13 protein-coding genes and 1 tRNA gene are annotated in these 13588 nt (G+C 74.8%); 9 read left to right on the top strand and 5 right to left on the bottom strand.

Going from position 1 to position 13588, the window contains the following annotated elements; genetic code table 11:
- Positions 1-7 precede the first annotated feature (7 nt).
- The 3 genes from KSE_RS28730 (at position 8) to KSE_RS28720 (ending at position 2735) form a co-directional block, all read left to right on the top strand.
- Positions 8-859 carry a hypothetical protein gene (locus KSE_RS28730; RefSeq protein ID WP_014138874.1) on the top strand — a complete coding sequence of 284 codons (852 nt, stop codon included), beginning with the start codon at positions 8-10 and terminating at the stop codon, positions 857-859.
- Positions 856-1122 (top strand): MoaD/ThiS family protein, encoded by a 267-nt coding sequence (locus KSE_RS41505; protein ID WP_014138873.1) that lies wholly within the window; start codon positions 856-858, stop codon positions 1120-1122. Before KSE_RS28730 ends, KSE_RS41505 begins: the two co-directional genes overlap by 4 nt.
- A 536-nt stretch (positions 1123-1658) precedes the next feature.
- The gene (locus tag KSE_RS28720; RefSeq protein ID WP_148283170.1) at positions 1659-2735 is read left to right on the top strand and encodes a hypothetical protein; all 1077 of its coding nucleotides are present in this window, start codon (positions 1659-1661) and stop codon (positions 2733-2735) included.
- A gap of 848 nt (positions 2736-3583) precedes the next feature.
- Here KSE_RS28720 and KSE_RS28715 read toward each other — a convergent pair.
- Entirely contained in the window at positions 3584-3922 is a 339-nt protein-coding gene (locus tag KSE_RS28715) for a hypothetical protein (protein ID WP_014138871.1), read from the bottom strand.
- A 201-nt stretch (positions 3923-4123) separates the two neighbouring features.
- Between KSE_RS28715 and KSE_RS28710 the strand changes: the two genes are divergently transcribed.
- The 3 genes from KSE_RS28710 (at position 4124) to KSE_RS28700 (ending at position 6847) form a co-directional block, all read left to right on the top strand.
- A complete protein-coding gene (locus tag KSE_RS28710) occupies positions 4124-5449 on the top strand; it encodes a sensor histidine kinase (RefSeq protein WP_014138870.1) in 1326 nt (441 codons plus the stop codon).
- A complete protein-coding gene (locus KSE_RS28705) occupies positions 5440-6084 on the top strand; it encodes a response regulator transcription factor (RefSeq protein ID WP_014138869.1) in 645 nt (214 codons plus the stop codon). Before KSE_RS28710 ends, KSE_RS28705 begins: the two co-directional genes overlap by 10 nt.
- A 61-nt stretch (positions 6085-6145) precedes the next feature.
- On the top strand, positions 6146-6847 hold the full coding sequence (locus tag KSE_RS28700; protein ID WP_014138868.1) for a DUF4097 family beta strand repeat-containing protein: 702 nt from the start codon (positions 6146-6148) through the stop codon (positions 6845-6847).
- A 64-nt stretch (positions 6848-6911) separates the two neighbouring features.
- On the opposite strand, the gene KSE_RS28695 is transcribed toward KSE_RS28700, so the two are convergent.
- Positions 6912-8039: an acyl-CoA dehydrogenase family protein gene (locus tag KSE_RS28695; RefSeq protein WP_014138867.1), complete on the bottom strand. Its 1128-nt coding sequence runs from the start codon at positions 8037-8039 to the stop codon at positions 6912-6914.
- A gap of 240 nt (positions 8040-8279) precedes the next feature.
- Here KSE_RS28695 and KSE_RS28690 point away from each other — a divergent pair, with 240 nt between their 5' ends.
- From KSE_RS28690 to KSE_RS43030, 3 genes are all read left to right on the top strand, one after another.
- A complete protein-coding gene (locus KSE_RS28690) occupies positions 8280-8993 on the top strand; it encodes a DUF4097 family beta strand repeat-containing protein (protein WP_014138866.1) in 714 nt (237 codons plus the stop codon).
- A gap of 87 nt (positions 8994-9080) precedes the next feature.
- Positions 9081-9818 (top strand): class I SAM-dependent methyltransferase, encoded by a 738-nt coding sequence (locus KSE_RS28685; protein ID WP_014138865.1) that lies wholly within the window; start codon positions 9081-9083, stop codon positions 9816-9818.
- Between the two features lie 19 nt (positions 9819-9837).
- On the top strand, positions 9838-10539 hold the full coding sequence (locus tag KSE_RS43030) for a hypothetical protein (protein ID WP_014138864.1): 702 nt from the start codon (positions 9838-9840) through the stop codon (positions 10537-10539).
- Between the two features lie 819 nt (positions 10540-11358).
- On the opposite strand, the gene KSE_RS28675 is transcribed toward KSE_RS43030, so the two are convergent.
- The 3 genes from KSE_RS28675 to KSE_RS28665 all read right to left on the bottom strand — a co-directional run bounded on the left by KSE_RS28675 (position 11359) and on the right by KSE_RS28665 (position 13587).
- Positions 11359-11432 (bottom strand) — tRNA-Pro (locus KSE_RS28675).
- A gap of 148 nt (positions 11433-11580) precedes the next feature.
- Positions 11581-12876, bottom strand: coding sequence for an MFS transporter (locus tag KSE_RS28670; RefSeq protein WP_014138863.1), 1296 nt, complete (start codon positions 12874-12876; stop codon positions 11581-11583).
- Positions 12877-12972: 96 nt separating this feature from the next.
- Positions 12973-13587 (bottom strand): TetR/AcrR family transcriptional regulator, encoded by a 615-nt coding sequence (locus tag KSE_RS28665; RefSeq protein ID WP_014138862.1) that lies wholly within the window; start codon positions 13585-13587, stop codon positions 12973-12975.
- Position 13588 lies beyond the last annotated feature (1 nt).

Raw genomic sequence — 13588 nt, 5'->3', positions numbered from 1 at the left:
GCCCCGGATGGCCGCCACCACCGTCGAACGCGTCCGCAGCAACCCCACCCTGTACGGCGAGACCGGCTTTCACCCGCGGGCGCTGCTGGCCCTGGCCATCGCCGGATGGGCCGCCTGGTGCGAGGAGCACCTGGTGCCGATCGCGGAGCTGATGCACACCCACGGGATCGGCTTCCCGCTGTCCACCGCCGAACTGCGCTACCCCGTCCCCTCCCGCTACACCGGGGCGGCCGCCTTCGAGACCGCCACCACCGTGGTCTTCCGCCGCCCCCGCGACACCGCCCTGAGCTGCGACACCACCGTCTCCCTGGCCGGACGGCAGATCGCCGAGGTCCGCCTCACCGCGGGGGTCTCCCACCTCGACCCGGCCGTCCTGTGCGGCGCGGGCCTCGGCCCGATGCCCGCCGCCCTGCTCGACCGGCTCCCCGCCGACCACCGCGGCGCACCCCGCCGCCACTCGCCCGTCCCCGCCGCCCTCGACCGCCTGGCCGCCGAGGGCGGGCCGGTCGTCGAACACACCCACCCCTTCACCCTCCACCGGCACCTGTGCGAGGTCGGCGACCAGTGGACCTTCGTCCCCGTCCCCGACCTGTTCGCCGCCGCCCGGGACGAGCTCCTCCTCGCCCACGCCGACACCCGTCCCCTGCTGCGGTCCACCTGGGCCCGCCCGCTGCGCAGCCTGGACTTCGACATCCACCGACCCCTCGGGTTCCTGGAGAGCGCCACCGTCCGCACCACCGCGCACCTGCGACCCGAAGGGCCGGCCTTCAGCCACCGCATCGTCTCCGCGCGCGGCGAGACCCACGCGACCGCCGTCGAGACCTTCCACCCCGTGCCCACCCCACAGGAGCACCGATGATCATCGTCTGCGCCGGCTCCCTGCTGCGCTTCGCCGACTACCGCCGGGAGATCCCCGTCGACGCCCCCACCGTCCGCGCGGCCCTGGCCCACCTCGCCCGCGAACACCCCGCCCTGGGCGCCGTCCTGCTGGACGACCGCGGCGCCCTGCGGCGCCACCACCGCCTCCTGCGCGGCGGCGACCTGCTCACCGACGACGGCCTCGACCTCCCGGTCGCCGACCGGGACCGGGTGGAGATCCTCACCTCCATCTCCGGCGGCTGACGACGGCCGCACCACCGGCGCGGAGACGGGACGCCGACGACCACCGGCGGTGCGCGGAAGACCGCGCCGGGCTCCGGCGGGAGGCGAACAGGTCCGCGAAGCCACCGTCCCGACACAGCGGCCCCGACTCGTCCCGGACCCCCGGGCCGCGGCGTTCGGGGTGCCGACGCACTGGCCCACCGTGCGCCCCCGGCGCGGCCCGGAGGATCCGGCCCGAGGGCCGCCCGGCGGTCCGGACCGGGGAGGCCGTGCCCTCGGGCGGCGGTGCGATCCGGCCGACTTCACGCGGTCCCGCAGGGGCTCCGCCGACGCACAGGACTGCGGTGACCCGGTCGGAAAGAGGACCGGAAGGAGCATCGGCACCCACCCGAACCGGAACGAAACGGCCTCCGCACGACCACGAACGGTCCGTGCCGCCAGAACCCGCTGACCGGAAACACCCGCTCCGCTCCGGCCGACCCGACCGATCCGGTCCCCACGACGAAAAGTCACGGGGTTCCGCGAGGACATCGACTCGGCGAAGGAGACGGACAACCGTGGTTGCGCGATCGAAGACGACCTGCGAACTCCCGACAGGGCTCGTCCTGAACGACGGGGTGGTGACGCTGTCCGGCTTCTGGCACCCGGACCGGGGCCGGGTCGACTGCCCGGCCGCCCCCTTGCTCCAGGCGCACCTGGAGCGTGCGGGCGTTCCGTCCGAACTGGGGACGGCGGACCGCAGGGACATCGGCGGGACGCCGCCGGAGGAGTCGGCGACGCTGGTCGCCACCACCTTCACGATGCCGGGCGGCGAAGCCCTGGGCCTCGCCGCCGCCGCTCCGCCGCGCTGGATCGGGCAGGTCCGGCAGGCGGTCGCCGACTGGAGCGCCGTCGTGCGCACGCGCCGGCTGTTCGTCCCGGCCGTCGTCGCCGACTGCCGGGAGGGGCGGGGCGCGGTGCCGGGCCCGGTTCCGCGCCCCGCCCGCGGCGGGCAGCACGCGTGCCCGCTGCCGCACCGGATCGAATCCGCGGCGCGGGCCTTCGCCGCGGACGGCGACACCGTGCTGCTCGTCGGCGACCCCGATCCGTCCGCCCCGGGCGGCCTCCGGCAGTCCGGGGCCGCCGTCCGGTGGGTGCGGGTGCCGGACGTGGAGACGGCGCGGCGGACGGCGCTCCCCCCGAGCGGTGCGGCGGCCTTCGTGCTGGCGCCCTGCACGTCGGTGCGCACCGCCTCCGAGATCCTCGCCGTGCTGCGCGCGCGCCTGCCCCGCCTCCGCGGCGTGCATCCGGACCAGTGGTGCTACCGCGCCGACGACAACCGCGCCGCCACGGCGGGAGCCGTGGCGGCGAGCGACCTCGTCCTGGACCTGGGAGCCGGAACCGCCCCGCCGGTACGGGCCGCCCGCCCGGTGGTCGCCCTGCGGAGCTGGCAGGACCTGGCCCCGGAGCGGCTCCGCGACGCTTCGACCGTCACGGTGGTCAACACCGCACCGTTCGTTCCCGGCAGGCTCCAGCCGGCCGAGGTCGAGGAGGTCCTGGCGGGGTTGGGACCGCTCGCCGTGGTCCACCACCGGGTGGTCACCGAGACGCGCCTCCACCTCACGGCCGGGGCCTCGAAGCGCAGCACGGTGTGACCGTCCCCGGCGCCCCGCCGCCGTCCTTCCGCCAGCGGGGCGCCGCGGGCGCCGCGTCGGTGCCCGGCGCGGCCCCGCGGCGGAGTTCGGGCCGATCCGGGCCGGTTGGCGCCGCGGGAGCCAGGCGGCCCGGTGGACCTCCTCCCCCCGGACCTCGTCGAGGTCGGCGAGGCGGTAGACGCTGCCCCGCGCCGGTGGACGCGGGAAGCCCGCGTCCACGGGCGTGAGGGGGCGGCCCAGACGCCGCGAGAGCGCCTCGGCGACGAGGGCCGGAACGGGCTCCCGGGGCACCGTCCCGTTCGCCCACTGACTCACCGGCGCTCGGAACGGTGCCCTCGCCGAGAACCTCATCCGCCATGGGGGGAGGCGCTGCGCTGGGGGTGTCCGGGTGCCGGCCTCGTCGGTCGGGTCGGGTGCCCTGACAGGACAGACGAGCTCCGCGGCGTGACGAACGCGTTCGCGATGCTGCGACTGCTGCCGATGAGTGCTGCTACTGCGCCTGGCCAGGGAAAATCCAGGCTGGGGCTACCGGCGCCCAGACGGAGGGCTGCTCGTAAACGAGCACAGGCCGGATCAGGGACTCACCAACGCCCGCCCCTCCACCCGCTGCCCGCCCCGTTCGACGCCCCGGGCCGGATCGCCCACCTGGACATACGCCGACGAACGCGACTCGGTGGCACCCTCCACGAGTACCAGCATGGATGAGGTGTTCGGCAAGCGCACCGCTGGCTGGTGTTCGAGCCGCTGGGCATGACCGGTTCGAGCTTCGACCCGCGCTGGCCCGACACCGAGGGGCGGCCGTTCGCGCACGGTCACGACGCCGACGGACGGCAGGTCTCGGACGGCTACTACGCCAACCCCGAGCCGGCCGCCGAGCGGCGCGGGTTCCGGGCGGTCCGGGACAGCGAAACGCAGATGACGGTGGTGGCGGCCCAGACCAGGGGGACGGTCCACGGGCTCCACCACATGAGCGCCAGGGAGACGGCGGTGGCCGCCAGGAGCGCGACGGTGACCGGCAGCACGACGTCGCGCCGGTGGTGCTCCAGCTGCTCGACGAGGACCTCTTCGACGATCTCGGCGACCCGGTCGTCGATGGTGTCCCCGTAGTGCACGAGGAACTGCTCGATGTCGTCTGTCCTGCCGGCCGGGCCGGGGCGGTCGGCGGCGTTCGAGTGTCGATCGGTCATGTCCCCACGATGTCGCACCGGGCGGCGTCGGGTCGGCAGCGTGGACCCACCGGTCGGACGGGGGGTAAACCCTACCCCCGCTCGTGGGTTCTCCTCGCTGCTGACGGGCGGTCGGGGTGGGTAGCGTCGCCTTGACGGATCGAGGCGCGGACGGTGACCTGGTCACCGTCCGCACTGCCCACGAGAGCGGGTCTGACGCAGTTGACCGAGAACATCGCCGGCCGTGCCACCGGCAGAGCCCGGACGGACGCCCGGCCACCCCGCGAGGTGGTGCCGGGCAATCCGCTGCGCGCGCTGGTCTCCCCCGTGCTGTGGCGGGCGTCGGTCCACCTGGTCCTCGACGCTCTGGTGGCGTCGGCGGGACTGGCCGTGCTGGTGGTGCTGGTCCTCGCCGTCTGCCTGGTGCCGGCCGGCCTGGTGGGCCTGCCGCTCGTGGTGGCGGCGGGGTGGGCGCTGTTCCGGCTGGCCGCCCTCGAGCGCGCCCGGTTCGCCGTGACCTGCGGGCTGGAGCTCGACGAGCTGCCGGCGCCGGTCTGTTCGTGGCGGTTGGTCGCGTCGCTGCGGTCGCTGGTCCACAACCTCTGCACCTGGCGGCTGATCGGCTACTTCGTCCTGCTGATGCCGGTGGCGGTGGTGACCGTGGTCGGGGTGGCGCTGACCTGGGCCGTGCCGCTGACCCTGGTGCTGCTTCCGGCCTACTACCGGGGCCTGCCCGGCGGGCAGGCCCGGCTCGGGCCGTTCCTGGTGGACTCGCTGCCCCGGGCGCTGCTGGTCGCGGCGGTGGCGCTGCTGGTCGGCGCGGTCCTCTCCCCGCTGGTCGTCAGACTGCTGCTGGCGCTGGACACCGCGCTGGCCGTCGCCCTGCTCTCCCGGCCCCGGGGCATGGCGCTGCAGCAGCGGGTCGACGACCTGACGGAAAGTCGGGCCCGGGTGGTGGACGCCGCCGAGGCGGAGCGCAGACGGATCGAGCGGGACCTGCACGACGGCGCCCAGCAGCGGCTGGTGGCGATGTCGATCACCCTGGGCCGGGCCAGCTCGCGGTTGAAGAAGGCCGGTGACCACGAGACCGGCAAGCTGGTCGAGGACGCCCGGCGGGAAACCCTCAGCGCCATCACCGAGTTGCGCAACCTGGCCCGCGGCCTGCACCCACCGGTGCTGACCGACCGCGGCCTGGCGGCGGCGCTCTCCGCGGTGGCCGCCCTGGCTCCGGTGCCGGTGCGCCTCGACGTCCGGGTGGAGCCGCGCCCCTCCTCCACCGTCGAGGCGGTCGCCTACTTCACGGTGACCGAGGCGCTCACCAACGTCGCCAAGCACGCCCGGGCGACCCGGGCTTGGGTGGAGATCCACCGGGAGGGCGACCGTGTGGACGTTACAGTGGGCGACGACGGACGCGGCGGAGCCGACCTCGCGGCCGGCACGGGTCTGTCCGGTCTGGCGGACCGGGTGTCCGGGGTGGACGGGCGGTTCCGGCTGAGCAGTCCGGTGGGTGGACCGACCGTGATCGAGGTGGAATTGCCGTGCGGGTAGTACTGGCCGAGGACTCCGCGCTGCTGCGCCAGGGCATCGAACTGCTGCTCAGCGAGCAGGGGATCGACGTGGTCGCCTCGGTCGGCGACGGCGAGCAACTCCTGCGCGCGGTGGCCGAACACCGGCCGGACGCCTGCGTGACGGACGTCCGGATGCCGCCCACCTTCCTGGACGAGGGCCTGCGCGCCGCACTGGCGGTACGCGCCCGCTGGCCGGAGACCGCCGTCCTGGTGCTCTCGCACTACGTCGAGGAGCGCTACGCCGTCGACCTGGTCAACACCAACGACAACGGGGTCGGCTACCTGCTCAAGGACCGGGTGTCGGACGCCGAGGAGTTCGTGGACGCGCTGCGCCGGGTCGCCGCGGGCGAGACGGTCATCGACCCGGAGGTGGTCAAGCAACTGCTGGCCAGCAGCCGGCAGCGGGACCCGCTGGCCACCCTGACGCCGCGCGAACGGGAAGTCCTCACGGCCATGGCGGAGGGCCGTTCCAACGCCGGGATCGCGGCCGATCTGACGATCGGCACGGCGGCGGTGGAGAAGTACATCCGCAGCATCTTCATGAAATTCGATCTGCAGCAGGAGGCGGGAGACCACCGCCGCGTGCTCGCCGTCTTACGCTACCTGGGAGCTTGAGATCACTACCGAACCGAAGAAGCGCCGCGGGTTCCTCCTCGTCGGGCTGGCCGTCCTCGTCGTGGTCGTGGCCCTGGCCGGCTGGGGCGTGGTCGCCCTGCTCCCCGCGCACCACCCGTACAGCGGCAACTGGCAGCAGGACGCGGCCGGCGCCGGCCAGGTGACGGTCCAGGCCGACGGCCTCGGCGTGACGCTGAGCCAGGACGACTCCGCGCAGGTCACGGTGGCCATGAGCGGCAGCTACACGGGCGGCGTCCCGCAGGTCTCCGTCACCCGCTCCGGGTCCGACATCACGGTCACCGCCGACTGCCCCGACGACTGCTCGGAGCACCTGCGGATCACCGTGCCGGCCGGCCTGGCCGCGCGGGTGAGCACCGGCGACGCCGGGATCCAGGCGCAGGGCCTGACCGGCCGGCTGGACCTGACCACCGGTCAGGGCGGAGTCGAGGTGGCCCGGTCGTCCGGCCCGCTGACCGTGCACAGCACCGGCGGCGGGGTGAGCCTCGCCGACAGCAGCGCCCCGAACGCCGAGGTGACCACCTCGGACGGCGCGGTGAGCGCCTCCTTCACGGCGGCCCCCGCCGCCCTGAAGGTGACCACCGGCGACGGCGGGGTGGACGTCAAGCTGCCGCACGACGCCACCTACCACGTCGACGCGCAGAGCTCGCAGTCGTCGCCGAGCGTCTCGCTGCCGAACACCGCCACGAACGCGCCGCACAGCGTGGTGGTGCGGACCAAGGGCGGCGGCATCACGGTCCACTGAGCCCGAGCGGGCCGCGGCCGGCTCGGCCGTCCGCCCGGAAGCCGTGTGCGGGGGAACGGTCTGCTCACGCAAGGCGTCGTCCAATCAGGTCGAAGGCGATGCACTCCTCGTAGCGCCGCACCAGTTCGGTGACGACGGACTCCTCCGCCTCCCGGGCGCCGGCCACCGGCGGGCAGCCCAGCCGGGCGGTGAGCCGGCCGAGCGCGGCGACCAGCCACTCGGGCCCGCGCAGGAACGCGCTCGGGTTGTCGGGGTTGGCCTGCCAGACCCCCAGGCAGGCGGCGGCGGCCAGCAGCAGGGCGTAGCGGTGGGCGAGTTCGAAGCTCACCGGGCCGGCCAGCGGGGTCCGGTCGCGTGGCGGCAGCGCGTCGACCAGGCCCTTCAGCGCGGTCACCTCGTCCAGCAGCCGGCGGCACAGCGGGCCGAGCTCCGGCTCGTCCCGGAACCGCTCCGCGGCCGCCGGCAGGACGGCCAGCAGCGGGTCGGTCCGCCCGGCCGTGGTGGCCAGCCGGTCGAAGTCCAGCTCGGGCAGCGGGCCGGCCAGGTGGAAGAGCTCGGCCGGGGCCGGCTCGTCGCGCAGCCAGCCGTTGCGGGCCAGCCGCGGCAGCTGCGGGATGACGGTCGCCTGGCAGACGGTGCCGCCGGCGTGCACCAGGGAGGCGACCGGGAGGTCCCGGGCATGCTTCTGGAAGATCGCGTGCCGCCCCTCGCGCAGGAAGGACCGGGCGCCCAGCACCACGCCCAGCGAGTCGACCGCCTCCCGGAACAGCTCCGGCACCAGGTACTTGACGGCCGCGGCGTAGCAGCTGGTCTGACCGGGCAGCAGGTGCAGCGCGCGGCAGACGGTGGTGGCGAACGCGTCGCCGATCAGCAGGTCGAGGAACGCGTCGGCCGGCACCTTGCGGGCGTGCGGCAGGTCGGCCACCGAACGGCGGTAGAGCCGCCTCCCGACGGCGAAGTCGGTGACCGTGCGCAGCTGCTGGTCCACCAGGCCGACGGCCGCCGAGGGCAGCACCGCCCGGGTGACCTGGAAGGCCCGCAGGATGGTCTCCAGGGCCCCGCCGAGCTCGCCGGTCAGCGCGTGGATGCCGCTCGCGCCGGCCGCCGCGTCCGCGGCCGGCACCGCCGCGCACCCGCACGCCGCCACCGCGCCGGCCGGCACCGCGCCGGCCGCCACCGTCCGCACCGTCATCCCGCCGGACAACAACGGCTGGGACTGACAGGGGGGTTATCCCTACCCCGGTTCGGTGGGCTGACCACGGTGTCGGCCCGGCCGAACTGCGGTTGGCTGGAAGGCAGATGGCCGGTCGGGGGCGGCGCGGACGCGCCGCCCCCGACCGCCGCCGAGAAACACCGGTGCGGGCCACCGGCCTTCCCGAGAACGAGGAGTGAAACCATCAATACCCCACGCCGCACCGCCCGGCGGTGCCTCATGACCGGACTGGCCGTGCTGGCCGCAGGTACCGTGCTGGCCGGGTGCAACCCCGCGAACGAGTTCAACCGCACGCCGTTCTCGCAGAACGGCCAGGCCGACGCCACCGGTGCCACCCTGCTCCGGATCGACAGCCACGACGCCTCCGTCACGCTCAGCGCGGGCGACGGTCCGACCGTGCAGGTCTCGGCGAGCGGCACCTACGCGGGGCAGGCCCCGCAGGTCACCACCACCAGGTCCGGCGACACCGCGACGGTGAGCGCCTCCTGCCCCGACGACTGCCAGCTGCAGGTCACCCTGCCGGCCTCGCTGCGGGTCAAGGTCGAGGGCGGCAACGGCGCCATCGCGGCGGACGGTCTGGCCGGCGCGCTGGACCTGCACACCTCCGACGGCTCGATCACCCTGCGCAACCCCACCGGCCCGGTGACCCTGAAGAGCAACAACGGCCAGGTCAGCCTGACCGGCGCCGCCTCCAAGCACACCGACATCACCACCGCGGACGGCGCGGTCACCGCCGCCTTCGGCACGGCTCCGAACGACGTGCGGGTGACCACCAAGGACGGCGCGGTCGACCTGTCGGTGCCCCCGGGCACCGGCTACCGCATCGACACCCGCAGCAGCAGTTCCTCGCCGCAGATCGACCTGCCGAGCAACAGCGGCGCGGCGGCCTCCCTCACCGTGGCCACTTCCAACGGCGGCATCCACATCCACTGAGCCGGCACCACCGCGGCCGCCGACCGAACGGTCGGGCCGCCGTGCCCGCCACCGCCCATGCCGACCACCACCGTTGGAGAAGAACCCATGCGCCACCCCTCCTCGCCCCTGAGCGTCCCGTTCGGCAAGGCCGGCATCTGGGCCCTGGCGGGCGCCTCGGTCGCGGCTGCGGCCACCGCCTGGTGGGTGACCGACTCCGCGCCGTACCCCTACGCGCAGCACCGACTGCTCGACCTGCCACTGCCGTTCCTGTCCTGGCAGCGGCTGGCCGACCAGCTGCAGCCGCTGCCGGGCGAGCGGATCCTGGAGATCGGCCCCGGCACCGGGCTGCAGTCGCTCCAGGTGGCGCCCAGGCTCGGCGCCGACGGCCGGCTGGACATCGTCGACATCCAGCAGGAGATGCTCGACCACGTGATGCGCCGAGCCGCCGCGGCCGGCCTCGACACCATCGCCCCCACCCTGGCCGACGCACGCGAACTCCCCTTCGACGACGCCACGTTCGACGCCGCCTACCTGGTCACCGCGCTGGGCGAGATCCCGGACGTGCCCGCCGCCCTGCACGAACTGCGCCGGGTCCTCAAGCCGACCGGTCGCCTGGTCGTCGGCGAGTTCTTCGACCGCCACCAGATCCGCCCAGCGGCCCTGGCCCGGCACGCCAACGCCGTCGGCCTGCACGTCATCCGGCAGTCCGGACCGGCCCTGGCCTACTTCTCGCTGCTGCGGCCGTGCACCTCGGCCGCCGACAGCCGGCCGCACGCCGCCGCCGCCGCCGACAGCCGAGCGCACGCCGCCGCCGCGGACCGGCCGGCGGCCGTCGACTCCTGACCAGGACCGGAGGACCGTCGTGGACATTCCCGGTATCCGGCGCGCGGCCGAGAACGAGTGGGGTCCGCTGTACCGCCGGGCGCAGGCCCGGCTGCGGGCCAGGGGCGCGGCCGCACTGACCCTCACCGCGGTCGCCGGCGGCCTGGTGCTGCTGTTCGCGACGGTCGACGAATCCCCGGGCGGAGCGGCCCTGGTCTCCCGGATGGGCGTGGTCCGGGCCGCCGAGCCGTGGGACGTGGCGCTGCTGCGCTTCCCGCTCTCGATCTTCGTGCCCGCCATCCACCTGCCCTGCTGGACCGCCCTGTTCCTGGTCGTCCTCGCGTTCGGCACCGCCGAACTGGCCCTCGGTCCGTGGCGCAGCCTCGCCGTCGGCTACACCTGCTCGCTGGCCGGCACCTGCTACGCACGCATCGGGGTGTCCCGGCCGCCCGGCCACCTGCTCCACCTGCCCGCCGAGTTCGCCCAGGTGCGGGACACCGGACCGTCGGCGGCCGTGGTCGGCCTGGGCCTGCTGGTCGCCTGGCGCTTCGGGGCCCGCTGGACGGCACTGGGCGTGGCGTTGCTGACGACCGCCCTCACCGTGGCCGACCCCGAGCTCGCCGGCTACGAGCACCTCGCCGCCCTGGCGACCGCCGCCGCCCTGCTCCTCGCCGACGGACTCGCCCGCCGCCTGACCACCCGCGGCCCGCAGGGCTCCGAAGCGGCCCTGCGGCCCCGCTGACCCCACGGCGACCAGCCAGTTCCCCCCAGCCGATCACCGTGCCGACCACCACGCAGGACCGAGCCGCGACCGGCCGAACACGGCGCAGGACACCGCACGGCCGACGGCCGCGGCCCGCGCGCCCCTCCGGCGCCCCGACGAGCCACATCCACTCACCCCGGCCAGGCCGGCGCCGTCAAGCACCGCCACCGCACCACAGGCCCCCTCCCGAGTGCTCACCCGGCTGCTGCCGCCCGACCGGTCGTCCGCGGACCCGGACCGGATGCGCAAGCTCCTGCGGGAGCGGATCACTCCCGCGCCGCGCCACGTCCCGATCGAGTGGACCGAGCACGGCGGCCCCGGGCAGGGCATCGCGCTCACCGACACACCACCACAGGCCACTTCGACCTGCCGAGAGCGGCACACCACTGGACCGCGGACGTCCCCGCTCCGACACTTCGCGTCCGGACGCCGGCCACTCTCCCCGGGCAGCGGCAAGGGAGTTGGAGGCCCTACCGGAACCCCGGCGCCTGCTGCACCGCACACTGGTTCGGATCACTCAGGCGTTCGGATACACCGACGCGGCGGAGGACCGGTTCCAGCGAGCAGCCGGCGTCACGCCGCACAGCGACGGCATCCGCGGCACCGGCATGCCGTCACGCAGAGCCACCTTTTCCGACCCCGGCATCACCTGGCGATCGACAGCCCCCACCTTCGGGGCCCTGGTCCCACAATGGTCCCGAACAGCACGCGAACCGCTTTTCGCGGCCCCTGACACTCCGTCATACAAAAGGCCGCTGACCTGGGATTTCTCCCGGCCAACGGCCTTTCCGACTCACGTCGGGACGACAGGATTTGAACCTGCGACCCCTTGACCCCCAGTCAAGTGCGCTACCAAGCTGCGCCACGTCCCGTGGTCGTCCGCCCGGTGGCCCTCGCGGGCTCCTTGGCTTCCTGACCTTGCCCCCGATCTCTCGGCGACGTGGAAAACAATACAGCACGTCGGGGGGTGCTCGCTGCCAGGTTTCGGGTGGGTGCGGGGTGCGTGCCGGATGGGGCGGGTCAGGGGGTGGGGTGGCGGGCGTCGTAGCGGAGGAAGGCGGGGCGGCGGGCGGCGAGGTAGAGGACGGCGGCGACGCAGGCGAGGCCGCCGGTGAGGATGGAGACGGTGGGGGTGGTGAGGGCGGCGACGGTGCCGGATTCGAAGTCGCCGAGGCGGGGGCCGCCGGCGACGACGACGATGAAGACGCCTTGGAGGCGGCCGCGCATCTCGTCGGGGGCGGCGACCTGCATCATCGTGTTGCGGAAGATCATCGAGACGGTGTCGGCGCAACCGGCCGCGGCGAGCAGGAGCAGGCCGAGCGGCAGGTTGTGGACGAGGCCGAAGGCGGCGATGGCGAGGCCCCAGGCGGCGACGGAGCCGAGGACGGCGACGCCGTGGCGGTGGATGCGGCCGATCCAGCCGGAGAAGAGGCCGCCGGCGAGGGCGCCGACGGCGGGGGCGGCGGCGAGCAGGCCGACGGTGCCGGCGTCGCCGCCGTAGAAGGGCAGGACGATCGCGGGGAAGAGGGCGCGCGGCAGGCCGAAGATCATCGCGGCGAGGTCGGCGGCGAAGGAGGTGCGGAGGTTGGGCTGGCCGCGCAGGAAGCGCAGGCCGTCGAGGACGGTGGCGCGCTTGCCGCTGGTGGTCTGCGGGCGCATCGCGGGCAGGCGCCACATCGCGTAGAGGGTCGCGGCGAAGGCGACGGTGTCGGCGAGGTAGGCGCTCTGCGCGCCGTACGCGGCGACGGCGACGCCGCCGAGCAGCGGGCCGACGGTCTGGCCGAGGTTCATGCCGATGGTGTTGAGCGCGTTGGCGGCGGGCAGCTGCTCGCGCGGGACGAGGCGCGGGATCATCGAGGACCTGGCGGGCGAGCTGACCGCGAAGAAACCGCCCTGGAGCGCGACGGCGGTGTACAGCAGGACGATGGAGCGCAGGTCGAGCAGGGCCTGGACGGCGAGCAGCGCGGAGACGGCGGCGAGGCCGGCGGAGCCGACCAGGCCGAGCAGGCGACGGTCGACCCGGTCGGCGATGGCGCCGCCGTACAGGCCGAAGACGACCAGCGGGACCAGGGAGCAGAGGCCGACCAGTCCGGTGAGGAACGGGGAGCGGGTGAGGTCGTAGACCTGGATGCCGACCGCGAGGGTGGTCATCTGCTGGCCGATCGAGGAGACCGTCTGGCCGAACCAGAGCCGCCGGTAGTCGGGGCTGTCGCGCAGCGGGGTGAGGTCGGCGAGGGCGCCGCGGGTGAGGCGGCGCAGCCCGGACGGGGTGGGTCCGGGCCGCGGGGACGGGTGGGGGGGCGTTTCGGTGGGCACCCCGACATGCTCGTCCAGGCGTTCGACGGCCCCGCGCGCGGGGTGGCCCCGGACATCCGGCGCAACAAAAGCGGCGCGGCGGCGGGGCGCCCCTGGTCAGCGCAGCAGCGTGCGGGTGAGCAGTGCGGCGAGCGGCTCGTCGAGGGGGTCGCCGGTGGCGAGCAGGCGGTACCAGAGCAGGCCGAAGGCGAGGTCGACGGCGGCGGCGGGGGTGAGGTGCGGGGCGAGGGCGCCGGCGGCGTGGGCCCGGTCGAGCAGGGTGCCGAGGGCTTCGCGGCGGGGGCGGAGCAGGGTGTCGCGGAAGCGGGTGCCGAAGGCGGGGTCGATCTGGGCCTCGGCCATCAGGGCGCGCAGGGCGTCGGTGGTGGGCGGGGTGGCGGCGGCGAACGTGGCGGCGAGGAAGGCGTGCAGGTCGGCGGCGTGGTCGCCGGTGTCGGGCAGCGGGATGTGCTGCCGGGCGTGGGCGGTGACGGCTTCGAGCAGGACGTCCGCCTTTCCGGGCCACCAGCGGTAGACGGTCTGCTTGCCGGTGCCGGCCCGGGCGGCGACGCCCTCGACGGTGAGGCGCGCGTAGCCGGCCTCGGCCAGCAGTTCGTACGCGGCGGCGAGGATCGCGCGGCGGCTCTCCTCGCTGCGTCGGCGCCCCGGGCGCACGGGAGTTGACGCCGCGTCGGCTCGGTCGACCGGTTCTGGATTCGCTTGCTCGATCACG

The organism is Kitasatospora setae KM-6054 (assembly GCF_000269985.1).
Lineage (GTDB): Bacteria > Actinomycetota > Actinomycetes > Streptomycetales > Streptomycetaceae > Kitasatospora > Kitasatospora setae.
Note: the sequence above shows the minus strand (reverse complement) of the source record. Positions and strands in the feature narration are given on the sequence as shown.

Coding starts and splice junctions, on each gene's coding strand:
- KSE_RS28730 (WP_014138874.1), top strand. CDS start 8: ATGGCCGCCACCACCGTCGAACGCGTCCGCAGCAACCCCACCCTGTAC.
- KSE_RS41505 (WP_014138873.1), top strand. CDS start 856: ATGATCATCGTCTGCGCCGGCTCCCTGCTGCGCTTCGCCGACTACCGC.
- KSE_RS28715 (WP_014138871.1), bottom strand. CDS start 3,922: ATGACCGATCGACACTCGAACGCCGCCGACCGCCCCGGCCCGGCCGGC.
- KSE_RS28695 (WP_014138867.1), bottom strand. CDS start 8,039: ATGACGGTGCGGACGGTGGCGGCCGGCGCGGTGCCGGCCGGCGCGGTG.
- KSE_RS28690 (WP_014138866.1), top strand. CDS start 8,280: ATGACCGGACTGGCCGTGCTGGCCGCAGGTACCGTGCTGGCCGGGTGC.
- KSE_RS28685 (WP_014138865.1), top strand. CDS start 9,081: ATGCGCCACCCCTCCTCGCCCCTGAGCGTCCCGTTCGGCAAGGCCGGC.